The sequence below is a fragment of the Alcaligenes sp. WGS1538 genome (assembly GCF_043187505.1).
In the GTDB taxonomy this organism is placed as follows: Bacteria; Pseudomonadota; Gammaproteobacteria; order Burkholderiales; family Burkholderiaceae_B; genus Alcaligenes.
Window position 1 is genome coordinate 3,303,974 of the sequence record NZ_CP171109.1, and the last position, 20,191, is coordinate 3,324,164.

Sequence of the window (20,191 nt, forward strand, 5' to 3'; positions counted from 1 at the left end):
CTGTATTGCACCGCATCCGCAGGTTTCGCTCTTTGCTGCAGCTCAAACAGCGCCACTTTTCCTTGACGTAAGTCGCGCCTCAAGCAGGCGTCTTTTGCCTTGGACGGACGACCAAAAAAAGAAAACCGCCCGAAGGCGGTTTTCCAGGCTGGCCGTCAGGACCGGATCAGCGGGCCGATCCCGTTGCCGAGCCGGCAGCCAGGGCGCTCTGGCCGCGGCGCCCGGCCCAGATGCGCACGAACACCTGCTGGAACACGAGCAGGGCGCCGGCGATGAAGACCACGTCGCCCAGCGTGCGCCACCAGCGCAGCGACTGCAGGATGGGCTGCTGCATGAATTCCTCGCTGCGGGCATACCACATGCCCTCTGAAATGCTGGCCCAGGCCTGGATGATGCCCACGGGCAACAGGCTCACGAACATCATCAGCGCCAGACCGATGTTCAGCGTCCAGAAGCCCCAGCTCATCAAGCGATCGTTGAAGCGCACATGGGGCGCCAGATAGCGCACCACCAGCAGCACGAAGCCCAGGGACAGGAAGCCGTACACCCCGAACAGCGCGGCGTGCGCATGCACCGGCGTGGTGTTCAGGCCCTGGATGTAGTAGAGCGAGATGGGCGGATTGATCATGAAGCCGAAGACGCCCGCGCCCAACATGTTCCAGAAGGACACGGCCACGAAGAACATGACGGGCCAGCGCAGGTCGCTCATCCAGCCGGCGCGCTCCTGCAGCTTCCAATTGCTCCAGGCCTCGTGGCCCAGGATGATCAGGGGCACCACTTCCAGGGCGCTGAAAGTCGCACCGATGGCCATGATGGGCGTGGTCGTGCCCGAGAAGTACAGATGGTGCAGGGTGCCGGGCACGCCGCCCAGCAGGAACATGGAAGCCGCGGCCAGGCTGGCGACGGTGGCGCTGCGACGCGTCACCAGGCCCAGGGTGGTGAAGATGAAGGCCAGCGCCGTGGTGGCGAACACTTCGAAGAAGCCTTCGACCCACAGGTGCACGACCCACCAGCGCCAGTATTCCATGATGGTGATGCTGGTGTGCTCGCCGTAGAACAGGCCCGAACCGTAGAACAGGCCGATTGCCACGGTGGAGGCGGCCAGCAGCATCAGCAGGTGGTTGTCGCCCTTGTTGCGACGCAGGGCGGGCATCATGCCGCGCAGCATCAGCACCAGCCAGAAGGCCAGGCCGACGAACTTGATGATCTGCCAGAAGCGGCCCAGGTCCACGTATTCATAACCCTGGTGTCCGAACCAGAAGTTCAGTTCGGCGGGCAGGATGTGCTTGATGGCCAGATAGTTGCCGGCAAAGGAGCCCAGGAACAGGACCACCAGCGCGCCGAACAGGATGTCCACGCCCAGGCGCTGGAACTTGGGATCCTCGCCGCCGTTGATGATGGGCACCAGGAACAGGCCCGCCGCCAGGAAGCCGCTGGCGATCCAGAACAGCGCGGCCTGGATGTGCCAGGTGCGCGTCAGGGCATAGGGGAACCACTGCGAAACGTCGATGCCGTAGAAGGTCTGGCCTTCCACCGTGTAGTGCGCCGTGAAGCCGCCCAGAAACACCTGCAACACGAACAGCGCGACGGTCAGGAAGGCGTATTTCTTCAGGGCGCGCTGCGAGGGCGTCAGGCGCACGCTCAACACGGGATCCTGGGCAGGCGCCTGCGGCAGGGGATCCTCCTTGTGCAGGAAGGACCAGCCCCAGACCAGGAAGGCGATGCCCGCCAGCAGCAGCACGACGCTGACGACCGACCAGACCACATTGGCGGTGGACGGATGATTGTCGATCAGGGGTTCATGCGGCCAGTTGTTGGTGTAGGTCACGTTCGTGCCGGGACGCTCCGTGGCGGCCGCCCAGGACAGCCAGAAGAAGAAGCGCGTCATGTCCTCGCGGCGCTGCAGGTCCGGCAGGGTGTTGTCCTTCATGGCGAAGCTGGCCCGGGTGTTCTTCAGCTCGGGCGCGTCGCCGAACAGGTCGATGTAGTACTGCGCGGTCCGCTCGATCGCCTGGGCGCGCCGGTCGCTGATGCGCAGCTCGCCCGTGGCGGCGTCCACCCGGTTGCCGCGGTACTCGTCCTGCAGCTCCTGGCGCAGATTGGCCTGCTGGGAGGACGTCAGCTGCCCATAAGGCAGCGCATAGGCCTGGCGAGCGGCCAGGTCCAGCCAGGCCAGCGCTTCGCGGTGCAGCCAGTCGGCGCTCCAGTCGGGCGCCTGGTAGGCGCCGTGGCCCCAGATCGAACCCAGCTGCATGCCGCCGGTGCTTTGCCAGGCGGACTGTCCGCGCTCGATCTGTTCTTGCGAGGTGAACAACTTGCCGTCCTGGGTCAGCACCTTGACGGGCATGGGCGGCGCCTGGCGGTAGACCTCCACCCCCGTCCAGCCCAATATCGAGAACGTCACGATCAGAACCGCCAGCAACGCCAGCCATAAACCCTTGTAACTACGCATGACCGCCTCCGTGAACCCGTTCGGTCGAGTTCTTGAACAAAATATTGTTTTCCAGATGGATGTGTTCCATCAGATCCTGCCGGAACTGCTCCAACCCGCCGTACAGGGCGCGCCAGGTCGTGCAGGCGTCCTGCGGCAGTTGCAGGTCCTGGGTGAGTTCCAGCACGTCCTCCAGGCTTTCGCCGTGCTGCTCGTGCTCCAGCCGCATGACGGCGATGGGGCTTTGCGCCATGCTGTCCGAGCCGTGCGTCAGCATGGGAAACAGCACGCGCTCTTCCTTGTGCATGTGACTTTCCAGTTCCTGCTGCAGGGACTCCAGCACGTCGGCCAGCCCCGCGGGGCAATGGGGATGGTCCTGGTGGCGGACTTCGACCCGGCGCGCCAAGCGGATCAGCTCGGGCAGTTGTTCGCGATGGACTTCGTGATAACGCTGGACCAGATGGGCGATCAGTTGCGGGACCGGAACCTGGCGCCAATCCTCTCCGTTCTCCCTGGCCTGCTCCTGCAGCTGCTTGAGGGCCTGGACCAGCCCGGCCGTGTCGACGGACCGGCGCTCGGCCGCCTCGCGCAGGCTGACGTGCCCGCCGCAGCAGAAATCCAGCCTGTGCTGGTGGAATACACGGGTCGCCCCTGGTATTTCGCTGGCCAGATCGCTCAGGCTGCGCCCCAGAAGTTCAAGTGTCATGCCGCACTCCTTGAAAAAATGATTGCATTGCGTTCAAAGCAAGGAGCATGCCAACCTGGATTGATCTGGATTAAAGGGCTTTCCGGCCAGCCACGGTATAAATGACCCATCGAAAAACGGGTACTTTCCACCATCAGGGTATTTTTCACCCATGCTTGAACTCCTCATCGCCGACCTGGCCACCGACATCCCAGGCGCCCTGCGCCTGCAGCGCATGGTGCAGCTGGTCGCCCGCCATTTCGCCTGCGATGCCGTAGGCCTGCTCAAGCTGGACGACACCGTGCTGCGCATCATGGCCGCCAGCGGGTTGAGCAACGACACCATGGGCCGGCACTTCGTCATTGCCGACCATCCCCGTTTCGCCCGCATCCTGGCCAGCCGCAGCCCGATCCGCTTCGAGCCCGACTGCGAGCTGCCCGACCCCTACGACGGCCTGCTGGACGACAAGCAGGGACAGCCCCTGCCCGTGCATGACTGCGTAGGCATCGCCCTGCACCTGAAAGGCGCGCCCTGGGGCATCCTGACCCTGGACGCCCTGCAGCCGGGCACGTTCTGCGAACAGGCCCTGATCGAGCTGCAGCGCTGCAGCCTGGTTCTGGAGAGCGCCATCCGCGTGAGCGAGCTGGAAGAAGAAAACCGCAGCCTGCGCCTGCTGTCCACGCAGCCGGCCGGGCGCCTGGCGCAGACCAGCTCGTCGGAGATCATCGGCGCCAGCGTCCCCATGCTGGACGTGATCCACTTGCTGGACACCGTGGCCGATTCGGAACTGCCGGTGCTGCTGCTGGGCGAGACCGGCGTGGGCAAGGAGCTGTTCGCGCGCCGCCTGCACCAGCGCTCGCGCCGCAGCCACAAGCCGCTGGTCTACGTGAACTGCGCCGCCCTGCCTGAATCGCTGGCGGAAAGCGAGCTGTTCGGCCATGTGAAAGGCGCGTTCTCGGGCGCGCAGGCCGACCGCGCCGGGCGCTTCGAGGCCGCCGAAGGCGGCACGCTGTTCCTGGACGAGATCGGCGAGCTGTCGCTGTCGGTGCAGGCCAAATTGCTGCGCACGCTGCAGAACGGCGAGGTCCAACGCCTGGGAGCCGACCACCCGGTCAAGCTGGACGTGCGGCTGGTGGCCGCCACCAACCGCGACCTGGGCCAGCAGGTCGCCCAGGGCGCCTTCCGCTCGGACCTGTTCCACCGCCTGTCCGTGTTTCCCTTGAACATCCCGCCCTTGCGCGACCGGCACAACGACATCCTGCTGCTGGCCGGGCATTTCCTGGAGGCCAACCGTTCGCGCCTGGGCCTGCGCGGGATACGGCTCTCGCCCGGCGCCGAGGCCGCCCTGCTGGCCTACCACTGGCCCGGCAATGTACGCGAACTGGAACACCTGATCAGCCGGGCCGCCATCCGGCTGCTGGTCGATGCGCCCGACCGCAATCAGATCTTCACGCTGGACGCCGACAATCTGGGCCTGACTGCACCCGTGGACGCCCAACCGCCTACCGCCGCGCCTTCAGGGGGCCAAGTCTGGCAACCGCTGCGCCAATCGGTGGACCAGCTGCAACGCCATCTCATACGCCAGGCCCTGGAGCACTCGGGCGGCAACTGGAGCCAGGCCGCCCGCCGCCTCGGACTGGATCCCAGCAACCTGCACAAACTGGCCGGCAAACTTGGGCTCAAGGCCCGTTCAGAGACTTTCATTCATGAATGACATTTCCAGCGCCTCCATGCTGTCGGCCCTGCCCGTATTCTCCCGGTTGGATGCCGCCAGCCTGGACGATCTGTGGCGACAGGGCCGCCTGATCCGATACGACAAGGACAGCCAGGTCTTTCGCCAGGAGCAGGTGAGCGATCATTTTTTCGTGCTGCTGCAAGGCTTGATCAAAGTCGTGCGCACCATGCCCAACGGCTCGCAACTGCTGGTGCGCTTCGCCTTGCCGGGCGACGTCATCGGGATCGCTCCCGCTCTGCGCCGGCGCAGCTATCCGGCCACCGCCGTCAGCGTGACCCAGAGCGCCGCGCTGGCCTGGCCCGAGCAGGCCTGGGACGGCCTGACCTCCCGCTACCCCTGCCTGCTGCACGCCGCCCAGGATACGGTTTCCCGGCGCCTGAGCGAGGCCGACGACAGACTGCTGGAAATCCACAGCCTGGAAGTGGAGCAACGCCTGGCGCACAGCCTGCTGCGCCTGATCCGGCAGGTGGGCCAGGACGATGCGCAGGGCACGTCCCTGAGCATCCCCGTGACCCGCCAGGATCTGGCCGACCTGGCCGGCACCACGCTGTACACCGCCAGCCGCATCGTCAGCAGCTGGGACCATCAGGGACTGATACAGGCCGGCCGCAAGCAGATCACGATCGCCGACCTGGACGGATTCGCACGTAGCGTGCTCGACGGCGCCTGAAGCCGCCGGGCAAATGAAGATCGGGCCTTGCCGCGAACGGCGAGGCTTGCGCCACGGCGCGTGTTCAGCCCTCGGTCACCAGGCGCAGGCCCAGGTAGCGCGGCGGTACGCCCACCGAGCAGGCGCCGGACTTGGGATCGCGGATGAAATCGGGCATGACGGCAGCGTGCTCCCCTCCCAGGGTGCGCACGCCGCAATTCTCGAGCCGCGATTCAGCGGCCGGCGTGCCCAGCCTGTGCACGCGGACATGGCAGGTGTCGGTCCATTCCGACACCTGGCCGCCCGCATCGAACACCCCGTGCGCATTTGCCTGCCCTTGGCCCATGGGCGCCAGGGGGACTTCCTGTTCCTGCTTGCGGCGATAGTTGACCTGGTATTCCTCCAGCCAGAGGGCCGCCTGGGCGTTTTCGTCCAATGGCCCCTGGGCGGCATCGGGAGCCTGCAGGCCCGCGAAGTAGCTCCATTCCAGAAAAGTCGGCAGCCGAAAACGCTTGCCGGTACGCTCCGACAGCCAGGCGGCGTAGTCCTGGCCGTCCTGCCAGCTGACGCCGGCCACCGGCATGTCCCGCGCCTGCCCCTGGCCGACGGGATCGGCCTGCTTGCAATGCCCGGCGGCAACGCATTGGCTGTAGTCCCGCTGGCTGACCAGATGCTTCATGACCTGCAGGGAGCCGGCGGGCGCGTACATGACCGTATCGGACGCCACCAGCTTGCCGTCCTGCAGGAATTCGCCCGGCTGGACCAGCAGGCGCGCCGGTCCCGCAACACTGACCAACTCCGGCATTTCCGGCGCGGCGGCCTGTTCGCCCGCCGAGCACGCCGCCAGCAAGGCCGCCAGCGCCATGGTTCCCAGAATTCGCTTTCTCATGACAATCTCCGCTACATATCTGGATTGGAACCCAGGCGGCGGCCGCTGTCCTTGCGCCAGGGCAAGCACAGCAGTAACACTATGCCATCAACGCAAAACCGCCTTGCATCTGCGCACTTTTTATTTTCGGGACAGGCTGAGAAGATAGATGCTCACCCTACCCTCCGGAGCAGCCATGAAAATTGCATTGATCGGCGCCAGCGGCTATGTCGGCTCGGCCCTGCGCGATGAAGCCCTGGCCCGCGGCCATCAGGTCAGCGCTCTGGCCGGCCACCCCGAGAAGCTGCCGGCCCACCCCAAGCTGACCGCGCTCAAGGTGGACGTCATGAATGAGCAGGCGCTGGCCGACAAGCTGCGCAAGCATCACGCCGTCATCAGCGCCTTCAGCGGTCACGCCCAGCCGGACGTGCGCGCCTACTACATGCAGGGCATGCGGCACATCCTGAACGCCGTGCGCCTGGCCGGCGTCCCGCGCCTGCTGGTGGTGGGCGGCGCCGGCGCGCTGAACGTGGGACCGGGCCAGGCCCTGCTGGACACGCCCGACTTCCCCAAGGAGTGGAAAGCGACGGCCGAAGGCGCGCGCGACGCCCTGGCCCTGCTGCGGGCCTGCGACCTGGACTGGACCATGCTGTCGCCCTCCGCCATGCTGGAGCCTGGCCGGCGAACCGGGCAGTTCCGCCTGGGCAAGGACGATCTGCTGGTGGACGACAAAGGCGACAGCCGCATCAGCACCCAGGACTACGCCATGGCCATGCTGGACGAAGTCGAACGCCCCCGCCATACCCGCATGCGCTTTACCGTGGGTTACTGAACAGGCCGGCGCATAAGCAAAACGGGCGCCTGATGGGCGCCCGTTTTGCTTGATCTGCGGCTGGAGCCGAATCAACTGAAAAAATTCATGAACCCCGTGATGATGACGGCGTTGAAGAAATCGATGAACAGCGAGCCCACCAGGGGGATCACGAAGAAGGCCTTGCGCGAGGGGCCGTTGTCCTCGGTGAAGGCCTGCATGTTGGCCATGGCGTTGGGCGTGGCGCCCATGCCGAAGCCGCAGTGACCGGCGGACATCACGACGGCGTCGTAGTCCTTGCCCATCACGCGGAAGGTGACGAAGGACGCGTAGGCGAACATCAGGACGGTCTGGGCGACCAGGATCAGCAGCAGCGGCCCGGCCACGTCGGCCAGTTCCCAGAGCTTCATGACCATCAAGGCCATGACCAGGAAGAAGGCCAGCGACACATTGCCCATGATCTCGAATTCTTTCTCGGGCAGGCGGTAGCGACGCCAATCGATGATGTTGCGGATGACGGCGGCCACCAGCATGGAGCCCAGGTAGGCCGGCAGGACGATGCCGCGCTCGGCCAGCCAGTTGATGATCAGGCTGCCTATGCCTATGGCCACGGCCAGCAGCACCACGGCGTACACGGGCATGTCGAAACCGCTGTCATCGACCTGGATGGTTTCCGTATGGGTGGCGGGCGCGACATCCTTGCCCTCGTGCTGGCGGCGATGGCGGCGGTGCGGCTCCGGACCTGTGATGCCGTGGCGCTTCATCAGGCGCAGGCCCACCGGGCCGCCGATCACGCAGCCCATGACCAGGCCCCAGGTGGAGGCGGCAATGGCGGCAGGCAAGGCCCCGGTGGCGCCCGCGGTCTCCATCAAGGGGCCGAAGGCGGCGGACGTGCCGTGGCCGCCCGTCATGGATACCGAGCCGGCCGCCAGGCCGATCAGCGGATTGGCGCCCAGCAGCATGGCCAGGGAGACGCCCATGACGTTCTGCAGGACGATCAGGCCCACGGCGCAGCCCAGGAACATGGCCACGGCCACCCCGCCCTTCTTGAGCAGCTCGAAGCTGGCCGAGAAGCCGATGGTGGTGAAGAACGCCATCAGCAGAAAGTTGCGGATATCGTCGTTGAACTGGAAGGTGAAGGCGCCGGTCTGGTGCCCGACCAGGGCGATCAGGGAAAAGATCAGTCCCCCGATGATGGGGCTGGGGATGAAATAGCGCGCCAGGATGGCCACGCGATTCTTGATGTACTCCCCCAAAACCAGAAAAACGGCGGCCATGCCGACCGTCTGTGCGATATCAAGCTGGATGTCCATGAATCCTTTCCCTTACATCTTTTGGATATGTCGACGCGACCCTCTTTACCAAGGCAGGACTCACTGCCGCGACATCCCGGGTGCGCGTGCAAATTTTTTGCAGGCAGGCCACACGATAACGCGGCGCACCTGTGCTGAGCAAATTGCAGCGGGGTTCAGAAAATAACATAATCAACGGATTTCACGTGTAAAAACCGTTGAATTTCCGCGATCTGCTTACAAAAAAGTCCAGCTTCTCCAGGAGGCATCTTTTAGACTTGCAGTTCAGGCAGCCAAAAAAACCCGCCGTTCGGCGGGTTTCACGAGTGCGGGTTCAACGGTCGCGCTGGACGGCGAAGGCGCACAGGCGCAGCAGGACCTGCTTGAATTCGCTGTCGGGCACCGACTCCAGCGCCTGCACGGCGAGCTCGGCCTCGGCTTCGGCGGCTTGGCGGGTATAGGCCAGGGCGTCGGTCTGCTCGATGGCCTGGGCCACGGCGCTGAAATCGGCGTCGCCGGTCTCGATGGCGCTCTTGATGAGCTGCGCCTGCTCGGGCGTGCCCACTTCCATGACGCGGATCAGCGGCATGGTGGGCTTGCCTTCGCGCAGGTCGTCGCCCACGTTCTTGCCCAGCGCTTCCGTGTCGCCGGTGTAGTCCAGCACGTCGTCGATGAGCTGGAAGGCCGTGCCGATATGGCGGCCATAGGACGCCATGGCCTCTTCCAGATGCAGCTGCGCACCGGCCACGATGGCGCCCACCTGGGCGGCAGCCTCGAACAGCTTGGCAGTCTTGTAGCGCACGACCTGCAGGTAGCGTTCCAGGGAGACGTCCGGATCATGCACGTTCAGCAACTGCAGCACCTCGCCTTCGGCGATGACCGTGGTGGCGCCCGACAGCACGGCCATGGCGCGCATGGAGTCGGATTCCACCATCATCTCGAAGGAGCGGGAATAGAGGTAGTCGCCCACCAGCACGCTGGCGGCGTTGCCGAAGACGGCATTGGCGGTGTGGCGGCCGCGGCGCATGTCCGATTCGTCGACCACGTCGTCGTGCAGCAGGGTCGCGGTGTGGATGAACTCCACTACGCCGGCCAGCAAGTGATGCGTGGCGCCCTGATAGCCCAGCGCCCGGGCCACCAGCAGCAGCAGGGCGGGCCTCATGCGCTTGCCGCCGGCGCTGACGATGTATTCGCCGATCGTGCGTATGAGCACCACGTCCGAATTCAAGCGCTCACGAATGACGACATCGAGAGCCTTCATGTCGTCGGCGATAGGTTCAATCAGGGCTGAGAGGTTCAAAACAGGATTCCGGACGAGTGAGTGGTGCGGCCGCCGTCACGGCCATTCGTAACTTGGTGATTATACGATTTTGAGTCGCTTTAGGCCTATTGTTACCAGCCTTGCACGGATTTGAGCACTGGAAAGCGTTTCAAATTAGCGATAATAGCGGTTTCGAAGACCGATTACGGAGACCGTCTTGAATCCGCAAGACCTCAGCACACTGGTCAGCCGCGCCGAACGCGTCCTGGCCCAGCTGGAAGCCTGGCTGCCCCCCGCCCCCCGCCCATCAACTGGGACGCCGTCGCCTTTCGCTGGCGCAAGAACGGTTCGCGCGGCTGGCTGGAGGGCGTCAGCCACATCGCCGCCATACGCAGCGAGGACCTGCACCACATCGAGCGCCAGAAAAGCATCATCGAACGCAACACGCGCCATTTCCTGGAAGGCAAGCCCGCCAACAACGTGCTGATGACAGGTGCGCGCGGCACGGGCAAGAGCTCGCTGGTCAAGGCCATGCTGTCGCAATACGCCGACCGGGGCCTGCGCCTGATCGAAGTGGACAAGTCGGATCTGGGCGACCTGGGCGAGATCATCGAGCTGATCAGCGTGCGCCCCGAGCATTTCATCATCTTCAGCGACGACCTGTCCTTTGAAGAAGGCGAAGCCGGCTACAAGGCCCTGAAGTCGGTGCTGGACGGTTCGGTGGCCTCTCCGGGCGACAACGTGCTGATCTACGCCACGTCCAATCGGCGCCACCTGATGCCGGAATACATGAAGGAGAACCTGGGCGTCTCCACCTCGGCCGACGGCGAGATCCATCCCGGCGAAGCGGTCGAGGAAAAAGTGTCCCTGTCCGAGCGCTTCGGGCTGTGGCTGTCCTTCTATCCCTTCAAGCAGGACGACTACCTGGACATCGTCTACTACTGGCTGGGCGCGCTGGGCTGTCCCGCCGACCAGATCCAGGCCTCGCGCACCGAGGCGCTGCAGTGGGCGCTGGAGCGCGGTTCGCGCTCGGGCCGCGTGGCGCGCCAGTTCGCCCGCGACTGGACGGCCCGCCATGTGTAAACCCAGCATAGAAGTGGCCGTGGGCGTGCTGCTGCAGCCCGACGGTCGCGTCCTGCTGGGCAGCCGCCCGGCCGACAAGCCCTGGCCGGGCTGGTGGGAGCTGCCCGGCGGCAAGATCGAACCGGGCGAGGACGTCATGCAGGCCCTGTCGCGCGAGCTGCGCGAGGAACTGGACATCGAGGTCACCGAGGCCCAGCCCTGGGTCACGTACACCCACGAATATCCCAAGAACTTCGTCAAGCTGTACTTCTGCCTGGTGCGCGGCTGGCAAGGCGAGCCGCGCGGCATGGAAGGCCAGGAACTGGCCTGGGTGCGCCCGGCCGGGCCGCTGGACGTGGGTCCCGTGCTGCCGGCCACCGAACCGCCCCTGAAATGGCTGCAGCTGCCCGAACGCTACCTGATCACCCAGATCGAAGAGCCCGCGCACCTGCCCCGATACCTGCAACAACTGGAGCAGGCCCTGCAACAGGGCCTGGCGCTGGTCCAGTTCCGCGAACCGGGCTGGGCGGCGCGCGAGGACGCGGAATTCCTCCTGCACCAGGCTTTCTTGCAGGTGGTCAGCCTGTGTCACCGCTACCAGGCCCGCTGCCTGGTGAACAGCGTGCATCCGCAGAGCTGGTGGGACCATGCCGACGGCGTGCATCTGCGCGCCAGCGACGCGCTGGCCCTGGCCGAGCGTCGCCACGACACCCTGACCGCCTTCCCTGCCCTGAACCAGGGACTGATCGGCATCTCGGCCCACAACGAGAGCGACATCGAGCTGGCCCGCAAAATCCAGGCGGACTTCCTGGTGCTGGGCCATGTGCTGGAAACCCGCTCCCATCCCGGCGACCCCGGCATGGGTTGGGCGCGTTTTGCAGAACTGGCCTCCCAGGCGGGCCGCCCGGTCTATGCCATCGGCGGGCAATCGTCGCAGACGCTGGATCCGGCCCGCCGGCACGGCGCCCATGGCATTGCCGGCATACGCAAGCTGATGGACGGCCCGCAGGCATGATGCCGCCGGTCACCATCTCGGAGCACGAAGGCGTGCGCTACCTGCACCTGGGCTCGCCCTGGGTGCAGGGCGCCATGCGCCTGGACGCGCCGGAACGCCTGGAACTGGAATACATACGGCAGATGATGATGTGGACGCTGTTCCTGGATCAGCCCCGGCGCATCGTCCAGCTGGGCCTGGGCGCGGGCGCGCTGACGCGTTTCTGCCATCGCCACTTTCCCGATGCGCTGGTCGAGGCCGTGGAGCTGAACCCCGAGGTGTACAGGGCCTGCCGGCTGGTCTTCGAACTGCCGCCCGACAACGAACGCCTGCGCATACACATCACCGATGCACTGGCCTACCTGCGGCAGCAGGACGCAACGCTGGATGTCCTGCAGGCGGATCTGTATTCCGACCAGGCCGATCACCCTGCGCTGGAAGACCTGGACTTTTACCAGGCCTGCCACCAGGCCCTGGCCCCGCACGGGCTGCTGACCGTCAATCTGCTGGGCGCCCCGCTGGTTCATGCGCGCAATCTGCATGCGCTGCAGCAGATCTTCGCTGCCGTGGCCTGGCTGCCGGAAAGCCACGACGGCAATATCGTGGCCATCGCCTTCAAGCAGGCGCCGCAAATCGATTTTGACGAGCTCTATGAGCGCGCCGAGCGCATCCGGAGCCGACTCGGCCTGGACGACGCCCGCAATTGGGTGGACGGCCTGTACGCCTGGATGGAGCAGGATTAGGGCGAGCCGGCGGACGCGGTCGTTCCCGGTTCCGCCTGCTCCGAGCCCGACGGGGCCGCCCAGCCTCCGCCCAGGGCGACCAGCAGCTTGACCGCGGCGCGCAGCCGCTGCGACTCCAGGTCCAGCGCCTGCCTCTCCGCGGAAAACGCCGTGGTTTCGGTTTGCGCCAGGCTCAGGTAGTCCACCAGGCCCGCGTCGAACTGATTGCGCGTCAACTGCAGGGACTCCCGCGCCGCCGCCAGGGCCCGGGCCTGGCTGGCCTGCTCGAGCCCCAGCCCGTTCAAGTCCGAGAGTGCATCCTCCACTTCCTTGAGCGCGGTCAGCACGGTCTGGCGATATGCGGCGACCTGCTCGTCATAGCCGGCCTCGGCCTGTTCCACCTTGGCCCGGCGCGCACCGAAATCCAGTAGGGTCAGGGCCAGGGACGGCCCCAGGGACCATACGCGGGCCGGCGCCGTCAGCCACTCGCTCAAATCCGAGCTGCTGAAGCCGCCGCTGGCGTTGAGTTTCAGGCTCGGGAACCAGGCTGCCTTGGCCACGCCGATCTCGGCGTTGGCCTGCGCCATGCGGCGCTCGGCGCGCGCCACGTCGGGACGCCGCTCCAGCAGGCTGGACGGCAGGCCCACCGGGATGTCCGGCACAACCGGCCAAGGCGCATGGGGCACCAGTTCGAACTGCGAGGGCGGACGCCCCACCAGCACCGCCAAGGCGTGCTGGTAGCCTGCTTTTTCGCGATTCAACGCCAGGCGCTGAGTACGCGCCCCTTCCAACTGGCTGAGCGCCGCGGCCACGTCGCTCTGCGCGGAAAAGCCGGCGTCCAGGCGGTTCTGATTGATCTGCAAGGAGCGCTCGTAAGCCTGTACGGTCTGGTCCAGCAGGCGCTCGGCCGACTCCGCGCTGCGGTACTGGAAATACGTCTGCGCCAATTGCGACTGCAGGCTCAGGCGCGTGGCCGCCATGTCGGCCGCGCTGGCCTGCAGCGAGGCGTCGCCCGATTCCACCTGGCGGCGGATGCGCCCCCACAGGTCCACCTCCCAGGACACGTTGGCGTTCAAGTCATACGTGCTGCCGCTCTGGCTGGTCTGGCCCGAACCGCTGCCGCGGCGGGTGGAAGCCGCCGTGCCGTTCACCTGCGGGAACAGGCCCGAGCGCGCGCTGGACAGGGCCGCCTGGGCCTGGCGCACCCGCGCCTCGGCCTGCTGCACGGAAAAATTCTGGGTGTTCAGGCCGCGCATCAGCTCGTCGAGCACGCCATCGTTGAAGGCCGCCCACCAGGCGCCGCGCGCCTGCAGGTCCGCCGGCTGGGCGGTCTTCCAGGCTCCCTCGACGCGGGCTTCGCGAAAATGCTCGCCCACGGGGGCGTCGGGACGCTGATAGTCCGGACCCACGGCGCAGCCGGCCAGGCCCCCCAGCAGCAAGGCCAGGCTCAGGCGCGTCAGGGGCGCGAAGAAAAGTCGGTTAGCGGGCATGGTGAGTCTGCTCGTCCAAAGTAGTGCGGCGCATGCGGCGCAGGAAACGGTGGCGCAGGCGGTCCAGATACAGATAGACCACCGGCGTGGTGTACAGGGTCAGGATCTGGCTCAGCACCAGGCCGCCCACGATGGTGACGCCCAGCGGCTGGCGCATCTCCACCCCGGGACCGGAGGCCAGCACCAGCGGAACGGCGCCGAAGATGGCCGACAGCGTGGTCATCATGATGGGCCGGAAACGCACCAGGCAGGCCTCATAGATGGCCTGGCGCGAATCCAGACCGCGCTCGCGCTCCATCTGCAGGGCGTAGTCCACCATCATGATGGCGTTCTTCTTGACGATGCCGATCAGCAGGAACACGCCTATCATGGCGATCAGGTTGAATTCGCCGCTGGTCATCATCAGGGCCAGCAAGGCCCCTATGCCCGCCGAGGGCAGCGTGGACAGAATGGTCAGCGGATGCATGTAGCTTTCGTACAGCATGCCCAGCACGATGTACAGGGCGACCAGCGCGGCCAGGAACATCAGCGGCTGCTTGGCGATGGAATCCAGCATCTGGGCAGTATTGCCCTCGAAGCCGGCCTGGATCTCGCGGGTGGGCAGCTGGATGCGCGCCATGGCCTGCTCGATGGCCGCCGTGGCCTGGCTCAAGGTGACGCCTTCGGCCAGGCCGAAGGATACGGATTCAGCCACCAGCAGCCCCATGTGATTGATGCTGCGCGGCGTCGTGCCGGTGGTGAAACGCGTGAAGGCCGACAGGGGCACGCGCGTGCCGTCGCGGGCCACGACCTCGATCTCCTTCAATGACTGCAGATCCTGGGCGAAACGCGGCTCCACCCCCATGACCACGCTGTACTGGTTCAGGCGCCCGTAAATGGTCGCGACCTGCCGCTGGCTGAAGGAGTTGTTCAGCGTATTGGCCACCAGCGCCATGTCCACGCCCAGGCGCATGGCCTGGTCACGGTCTATCTCCAGCTGTACCAGGCCGGCCTTGTCGTCCGTGCTGGTGTCCACATCCACCAGTTCGGGCAGTTCGGCCATGGCCTGCTGCACCTTGGGCAGCCAGGTCTTGAGCAGCTCCAGGTCGCTGCCCAGCAGCGAATAGTCGTAGGATCCGGAGCGCGAGCCGCTTCCCCCGCCCACCGGGATGTCCTGCTGGGGCACCATGAACATGCGCGCGCCCGGCGTGGTGCTGAGCGGCTCGCGCAGGCGGTTGACCACGTCCGTGGCGCTGGATGTGCGCTCGTCCAGCGGCTTGAGCTCGACCAGGATGAAGGACGAGGTGCTGCCGCCGCGCCCGCCCGCGAACACGGCCACCGAACGTATGTCCGGATCCTGGTTCAGGATGGCCCGGAAATGCTCCAGCTTGGGCTCCATGGCCTGGAAGGATGTGCCGCGGTCCACGCGGAAGAACCCCATCAGCTGGCCCGTGTCCTGTTGGGGAAACAGACCCTTGGGCACCACGGCGTACAGGTAGACGTTCAGTCCTATGGTGGCGAACAGCGACAACAGCATGATGCGATGATGCTTCAGGGCCCAGTCCAGGGAGCGCCGATAGCCGCGCCAGCTGACCTCGCCGAACCAGCCCAGGAAGCGGCTGAGCGGATTGCGCGCCTGCCCATGCTGCGGCCCCGGACGCAGCAGGCGCGCCGACATCATGGGCGTGAGCATCAGCGAGATGATCAGCGAGACCATCACCGCCGTGCACAGCGTGACGGCGAACTCCATGAACAGACGCCCGGCCAGGCCGCCGATCAGCCACAGGGGAATGAACACGGCCACCAGGGACAGGCTCATGGCCGTCACCGTGAAGCCGACCTCGCGCGTGCCGCGCAACGCCGCGCGCATGGGCGACAAGCCCTTCTCCAGGTAGCGCATGATGCTCTCGAGCACCACGATGGCATCGTCCACCACGAAGCCCGTGGCCACGATCAAGGCCATCAATGAAATGGTGTTGAGCGTGAAGCCGAACAGATACATCAGGGCGAAGGTGCTGATCAGCGAAGCCGGCACCGCAATCGCCGGAATCAGGGCCGCGCGCCAGTTGCGCAGGAACAGCAGCACCACCAGCACCACCAGGGCGACGGCGATGACCAGGGTCAGCTGGGCCTCGTCCAGCGTGGCGCGGATGCTGGGCGTGCGATCCTGCGCGACGGACAGGTGGGCCTCGCTGGGCAGCATCTCCTCGATGTCGGGCAGGCGCTCGCGTATGGTGTTGACGGTCTCGATGATGTTGGCGCCCGCCTGGCGGCGCACGATCAGCAGGACCGCCGGCTGGTCGTTCAGGTAGCCCAGGCTGTGGATGTCCTCCACCGAATCCTCCACCTTGGCCACATCGCCCAGGCGGATCGCCTGCCCGTCCTGCGTCTTGAGCACCAGCGGCTCGAACTGGCGCGCCTGGTTGTACTGCTTGCCCGAACTGAGCTGCCACTGGTCCTTGCCGTCTTCCAGGTAGCCGTTGGGCCGCAGGCTGTTGGCATTGTTGATGACGGAGCGCACGTCATCCAATGCGATGCCGGCCGAGGCCAGCGCCTTGGGATTCAAGCCCACGCGCACCGCCGGCAGGGAGCCCCCGCCCACGTCCACCGAGCCCACGCCCGGAATCTGCGCGAGTTTCTGCTGCACGATGCCGCTGGCCATGTCGTAAAGCTGGGCCTTGGTCGCCGTGGGCGAAGTCAGGGCCAGCACCATGACGGGCATGGACGAAGGATTGACCTTTTCGTAGGTGGGCACGCTGGACATGCCCGATGGCAGCATGGGCCGGGCCTGGTTGATGGCCGCCTGCACGTCGCGGGCCGCGCCCTCGATGTCCCGGTCGAGCTCGAACATCAGGATGATCTGGGTGGAGCCTTCGCTGCTGCGCGAGCTCATCTCGGAAATGCCGGCGATCGAACCGAGCGACTGCTCCAGGGGCGTGGCCACGCTGGAGGCCATGGTCTCGGGGCTGGCGCCGGGCAGGCGGGCCTCGACCGCAATCATGGGGAAATCCATTTCCGGCAGCGGCGCCACGGGCAGCAGGCGAAGCGACAAGGCGCCGGCCAGCACCATGGCCAGCGCCAGCAGGCTGGAGCCCACCGGCCGGAAGATGAACAGCCCAAGCAGACGCTTCATGAGGCCTCGCGCGCGCCGCTGCGGCGGGTGAAGCGGTCAAAGAACAGGTAGATGACGGGCGTGGTGAACAAAGTCAGCAGCTGGCTGGCCAGCAGGCCGCCCACCATGACCAGGCCCAGCGGCTGACGCAGCTCCGCGCCCGAGCCGGTGGCGAACATCAGCGGGATGGCGCTGAACAGTGCGGCCAGGGTGGTCATCAGAATGGGCCGGAAACGCAGCAAGGCCGCCTGATGGATGGCCTGGCGCGGAGGCAGGCCCTGCTCTCGCTGGGCCTCCAGGGCGAAGTCGATCATCATGATGGCGTTCTTCTTGACGATGCCGATCAGCAGGATGATGCCGATCACCCCCACCATGTCCAGGTCCCGCCCCGCCAGCAACAGCGCCACCAGAGCCCCGATGGCCGCCGACGGCAGCGTGGACAGGATGGTGACGGGATGGATGTAGCTCTCGTACAGGATGCCCAGCACGATGTACATGGTCAGCACCGCCGCCAGCATCAGCCACAACGTGCTGGACAAGGAGGCATGAAAGGCCTTGGCCGCCCCCAGGTAGCGCAGGTCCACCGAGGCCGGCATGCCGATGTCCTCGCGCACCGTCTCGATGGCGCTTATGGCGTCCGACAGCGAATAGCCCTCGGCCACGTCGAAGGATACATTCACGGCCGGGAACTGGCCGAGCCGCTCCACCGACAAGGTGCTGGGCAGCAGCTGGATGCGCGCCAGGGAGGTGACCGGCACCGAAGTCCCGGAGCTGGTCGTGACGTAGATATGCTCCAGGTCCTGCGGCGCCTGGCGATAATCGCCCTGCACTTCCAGCACGACGCGGTACTGGGCCGACTGGGTGTAGATGGTGGAGATCAGGCGCTGGCCGAAAGCATCGTACAAGGCATCGTCGATATTGGCCTTGGTCACGCCCACGCGCGCGGCCGCATCGCGGTCTATGTCCAGCAGCAGTTGCAGGCCATCGTTCTGCAGCCCCATGGACGCGTCCTTGATCTGCGGCAGCCGACGCACGGCGTCCAGCCACTTGGGCATCCATTCGTTCAGCACGTCCGTGTCCGGATCGGACAGGGCCATCTGGTAGACGTTGCGGCTGATCTGATCGTCCACCGTCAGCTCCTGTATGGACTGCTGGTACGCCGTCAGGCCGGGAATGTCCGCCAGACGTTCGCCCAGCCGCGCCATGATTTCATCGGCGCCGGCGCGCCCGCTGCTCCGGGGCTTCAGGGAAATCTGCATGCGGCCGTTGTTCAGGGTGGCATTGGTGCCGTCCACGCCGATGAAGGAGGTGACGGTATCCACATCCGGATCTTCCAGTACGATGGCGGCCGCCTCTTGCTGCAGGCGGCTCATGGCGCCGAAAGAAGCCGTCTGCGGCCCTTGCGTGATGACCTGGATCAGGCCGGTGTCCTGCTGCGGAAAGAAGCCCTTGGGCACCACCACGTACAGCAGGCCGGTAAGCGCCACCGTGCCCACGGCCACCAGCAGGGTCAGCCTCTGGTGCCGCAGCACGAAGACCAGGCCCTTGTCGTAGGCGTGAATGACCCTGTCCATCTGGACGCCGGCCCAGGTCGTGAAGCGGCCGTGCTTCTGCTCGGCGCTGGGCTTGAGCATGCGCGCGCACATCATGGGCGTGAGCGTGAGAGAGATGAACAACGACAGCAGGATGGCCACGGCCAGCGTGATGGCGAACTCGCGGAACAGCCGCCCGATGACATCGCTCATGAACAGCAGCGGTATCAGCACGGCGATCAGGGAGATGGTCAGGGACAGCAGCGTGAAGCCGATCTGGGCGGCTCCCTTGAGGGCCGCCTGCAGGGCGCTCTCGCCTTTTTCGATGTAGCGCGCGATGTTCTCGATCATGACGATGGCGTCGTCCACCACGAAGCCGGTGGCGATGGTCAGGGCCATGAGTGTCAGGTTGTTCACGCTGAAGCCGCACAGGAACATGATGCCAAAGGTGCCGATCAGCGAAATGGGCACGACCACGCTGGGAATGACGGTGGCCGTCCAGGTGCGCAGGAACACGAACGTGACCAGCACCACCAGCACGATGGCCAGGATCATCTCCTTCTGCACGTGGTCCACCGAGTCACGGATGGTCTGGGTGCGGTCGGTGGCCACCGACACGTCCACGCCCACCGGCAGGGAACGGCGGATCTCGGGCAGCAGGCTCTGGATCTGGTCGACGACGTCGATGACGTTGGCGCCGGGCTGGCGCTGGATGTTCAGCAGGATGGCCGGCTCCGATCCCGCCCAGGCGGCCTGGCGCACGTCCTCGGCGTCGCGCACCACGGTCGCCACCTCGCCCAGCCGCACCGCCGCGTCATTCTGGTAGGCGATGATCAGGTTCTCGTAGTCGCGCACCGACTTGAGCTGTTCGTTGGCGCTGATGCTGGTGGAGCGTTGCGGTCCGTCCAGATTGCCCTTGGGCTGGTTGACGTTGGCCGCGACCACGGCCTGGCGCAGATTGGACAGGGTCAGGTTGCGCGCGGCCAGGGCGGCCGGGTCGGCCTGGATGCGCACGGCCGGCTGCTGGCCGCCGGCGATGCTGACCAGGCCCACGCCGTTGACCTGCGAGAGCTTCTGCGCAACCCGCACATCGATCAGGTCGCGCACCTCGTGCAGGGGCATGTTGGGCGAGGTCACCGCCAGCGAGATCACCGGCGCGTCGGCCGGATTGACCTTGTTGTAGATGGGCGGAGCCGGCAGGTCGTTGGGCAGCATGTTGGACGCCGCATTGATGGCCGCCTGCACCTCCTGCTCGGCCACGTCCAGCGACAGGCCCAGGTCGAACTGCAAGGTGATGCGCGAGGCGCCGCCCGAGCTGGAGGAAATCATCTGCGACAGGCCGGACATGCTGCCGAAGCGCCTCTCCAGCGGCGAAGTGACCAGGGCCGCCACCACATCGGGACTGGCGCCCGGATAAAGGGTGACCACCTGGATGGTGGGATAGTCCACCTGCGGCAGGGCCGCCACCGGCAGCATGCGATAGCCCAGCAGGCCGGACACCAGCAGCGCGACCATGGCCAGGGTGGTGGCCACCGGGCGCAAAATGAAAAGTCGGGACATGCTCACCG

14 protein-coding genes and 1 pseudogene are annotated in these 20,191 nt (G+C 66.0%); 6 read left to right on the top strand and 9 right to left on the bottom strand.

The genetic code is table 11. From position 1 onward, the window contains the following. Positions 1–166 precede the first annotated feature (166 nt). From ACF3ND_RS15365 to ACF3ND_RS15375, 3 genes are read right to left on the bottom strand one after another with little or no spacing between them, the layout of a single operon-like run. On the bottom strand, positions 167–2,452 hold the full coding sequence (locus tag ACF3ND_RS15365) for a nitric-oxide reductase large subunit (RefSeq protein WP_394061954.1): 2,286 nt from the start codon (positions 2,450–2,452) through the stop codon (positions 167–169). Then, the gene (gene ytfE, locus ACF3ND_RS15370; RefSeq protein ID WP_394061956.1) at positions 2,445–3,137 is read right to left on the bottom strand and encodes an iron-sulfur cluster repair protein YtfE; all 693 of its coding nucleotides are present in this window, start codon (positions 3,135–3,137) and stop codon (positions 2,445–2,447) included. Before ytfE ends, ACF3ND_RS15365 begins: the two co-directional genes overlap by 8 nt. After that, positions 3,134–3,286 carry a hypothetical protein gene (locus ACF3ND_RS15375; RefSeq protein WP_394061958.1) on the bottom strand — a complete coding sequence of 51 codons (153 nt, stop codon included), beginning with the start codon at positions 3,284–3,286 and terminating at the stop codon, positions 3,134–3,136. Before ACF3ND_RS15375 ends, ytfE begins: the two co-directional genes overlap by 4 nt. Before the next feature lie 2 nt (positions 3,287–3,288). Between ACF3ND_RS15375 and norR the strand changes: the two genes are divergently transcribed. Further along, positions 3,289–4,830 carry a nitric oxide reductase transcriptional regulator NorR gene (gene norR / locus ACF3ND_RS15380; RefSeq protein WP_394061960.1) on the top strand — a complete coding sequence of 514 codons (1,542 nt, stop codon included), beginning with the start codon at positions 3,289–3,291 and terminating at the stop codon, positions 4,828–4,830. Then, positions 4,823–5,521, top strand: coding sequence for a Crp/Fnr family transcriptional regulator (locus ACF3ND_RS15385; RefSeq protein WP_394061962.1), 699 nt, complete (start codon positions 4,823–4,825; stop codon positions 5,519–5,521). Before norR ends, ACF3ND_RS15385 begins: the two co-directional genes overlap by 8 nt. 64 nt (positions 5,522–5,585) lie before the next feature. Here the strand turns inward: ACF3ND_RS15385 and ACF3ND_RS15390 are convergent, their stop codons facing one another. Further along, positions 5,586–6,389, bottom strand: coding sequence for a formylglycine-generating enzyme family protein (locus ACF3ND_RS15390; RefSeq protein ID WP_394061964.1), 804 nt, complete (start codon positions 6,387–6,389; stop codon positions 5,586–5,588). 175 nt (positions 6,390–6,564) lie between these two features. Here ACF3ND_RS15390 and ACF3ND_RS15395 point away from each other — a divergent pair, with 175 nt between their 5' ends. Beyond that, entirely contained in the window at positions 6,565–7,200 is a 636-nt protein-coding gene (locus ACF3ND_RS15395; RefSeq protein ID WP_394061966.1) for an NAD(P)-dependent oxidoreductase, read from the top strand. Positions 7,201–7,271: 71 nt separating this feature from the next. Here the strand turns inward: ACF3ND_RS15395 and gltS are convergent, their stop codons facing one another. Further along, positions 7,272–8,492, bottom strand: coding sequence for a sodium/glutamate symporter (gene gltS, locus ACF3ND_RS15400; RefSeq protein ID WP_394061968.1), 1,221 nt, complete (start codon positions 8,490–8,492; stop codon positions 7,272–7,274). A 313-nt stretch (positions 8,493–8,805) separates the two neighbouring features. Continuing rightward, positions 8,806–9,771, bottom strand: coding sequence for an octaprenyl diphosphate synthase (gene ispB / locus ACF3ND_RS15405; protein ID WP_394061970.1), 966 nt, complete (start codon positions 9,769–9,771; stop codon positions 8,806–8,808). Between the two features lie 178 nt (positions 9,772–9,949). Between ispB and ACF3ND_RS15410 the strand changes: the two are divergent. From ACF3ND_RS15410 to ACF3ND_RS15420, 3 genes and pseudogenes are all read left to right on the top strand, one after another. Further along, a pseudogene (locus ACF3ND_RS15410) lies at positions 9,950–10,815 on the top strand (ATP-binding protein). Further along, positions 10,808–11,809 (top strand): Nudix family hydrolase, encoded by a 1,002-nt coding sequence (locus ACF3ND_RS15415; RefSeq protein ID WP_394061972.1) that lies wholly within the window; start codon positions 10,808–10,810, stop codon positions 11,807–11,809. The pseudogene ACF3ND_RS15410 and the gene ACF3ND_RS15415 overlap by 8 nt, the downstream one beginning before the upstream one ends. Beyond that, positions 11,806–12,531 (top strand): spermidine synthase, encoded by a 726-nt coding sequence (locus ACF3ND_RS15420; RefSeq protein ID WP_394061974.1) that lies wholly within the window; start codon positions 11,806–11,808, stop codon positions 12,529–12,531. The genes ACF3ND_RS15415 and ACF3ND_RS15420 overlap by 4 nt, the downstream gene beginning before the upstream one ends. On the opposite strand, the gene ACF3ND_RS15425 is transcribed toward ACF3ND_RS15420, so the two are convergent. The 3 genes from ACF3ND_RS15425 to ACF3ND_RS15435 are packed head-to-tail and all read right to left on the bottom strand — an operon-like array spanning position 12,528 to position 20,189. Then, positions 12,528–14,000: an efflux transporter outer membrane subunit gene (locus ACF3ND_RS15425; protein ID WP_394061976.1), complete on the bottom strand. Its 1,473-nt coding sequence runs from the start codon at positions 13,998–14,000 to the stop codon at positions 12,528–12,530. The two genes, ACF3ND_RS15420 and ACF3ND_RS15425, sit on opposite strands and share 4 nt — an antisense overlap. Beyond that, on the bottom strand, positions 13,990–17,112 hold the full coding sequence (locus tag ACF3ND_RS15430; protein ID WP_394061978.1) for an efflux RND transporter permease subunit: 3,123 nt from the start codon (positions 17,110–17,112) through the stop codon (positions 13,990–13,992). The genes ACF3ND_RS15425 and ACF3ND_RS15430 overlap by 11 nt, the downstream gene beginning before the upstream one ends. After that, positions 17,109–20,189 carry a multidrug efflux RND transporter permease subunit gene (locus tag ACF3ND_RS15435; RefSeq protein ID WP_394061980.1) on the bottom strand — a complete coding sequence of 1,027 codons (3,081 nt, stop codon included), beginning with the start codon at positions 20,187–20,189 and terminating at the stop codon, positions 17,109–17,111. The genes ACF3ND_RS15430 and ACF3ND_RS15435 overlap by 4 nt, the downstream gene beginning before the upstream one ends. Between the last annotated feature and the right edge of the window lie 2 nt (positions 20,190–20,191).

Excerpts from the sequence above, each read along its gene's own strand:
- ACF3ND_RS15365 (WP_394061954.1), bottom strand. The coding sequence starts at position 2,452 with ATGCGTAGTTACAAGGGTTTATGGCTGGCGTTGCTGGCGGTTCTGATC.
- ACF3ND_RS15385 (WP_394061962.1), top strand. The coding sequence starts at position 4,823 with ATGAATGACATTTCCAGCGCCTCCATGCTGTCGGCCCTGCCCGTATTC.
- ACF3ND_RS15415 (WP_394061972.1), top strand. The coding sequence starts at position 10,808 with ATGTGTAAACCCAGCATAGAAGTGGCCGTGGGCGTGCTGCTGCAGCCC.
- ACF3ND_RS15390 (WP_394061964.1), bottom strand. The coding sequence starts at position 6,389 with ATGAGAAAGCGAATTCTGGGAACCATGGCGCTGGCGGCCTTGCTGGCG.
- ACF3ND_RS15430 (WP_394061978.1), bottom strand. The coding sequence starts at position 17,112 with ATGAAGCGTCTGCTTGGGCTGTTCATCTTCCGGCCGGTGGGCTCCAGC.
- ACF3ND_RS15425 (WP_394061976.1), bottom strand. The coding sequence starts at position 14,000 with ATGCCCGCTAACCGACTTTTCTTCGCGCCCCTGACGCGCCTGAGCCTG.
- ACF3ND_RS15395 (WP_394061966.1), top strand. The coding sequence starts at position 6,565 with ATGAAAATTGCATTGATCGGCGCCAGCGGCTATGTCGGCTCGGCCCTG.
- ACF3ND_RS15420 (WP_394061974.1), top strand. The coding sequence starts at position 11,806 with ATGATGCCGCCGGTCACCATCTCGGAGCACGAAGGCGTGCGCTACCTG.
- gltS (WP_394061968.1), bottom strand. The coding sequence starts at position 8,492 with ATGGACATCCAGCTTGATATCGCACAGACGGTCGGCATGGCCGCCGTT.
- ytfE (WP_394061956.1), bottom strand. The coding sequence starts at position 3,137 with ATGACACTTGAACTTCTGGGGCGCAGCCTGAGCGATCTGGCCAGCGAA.
- norR (WP_394061960.1), top strand. The coding sequence starts at position 3,289 with ATGCTTGAACTCCTCATCGCCGACCTGGCCACCGACATCCCAGGCGCC.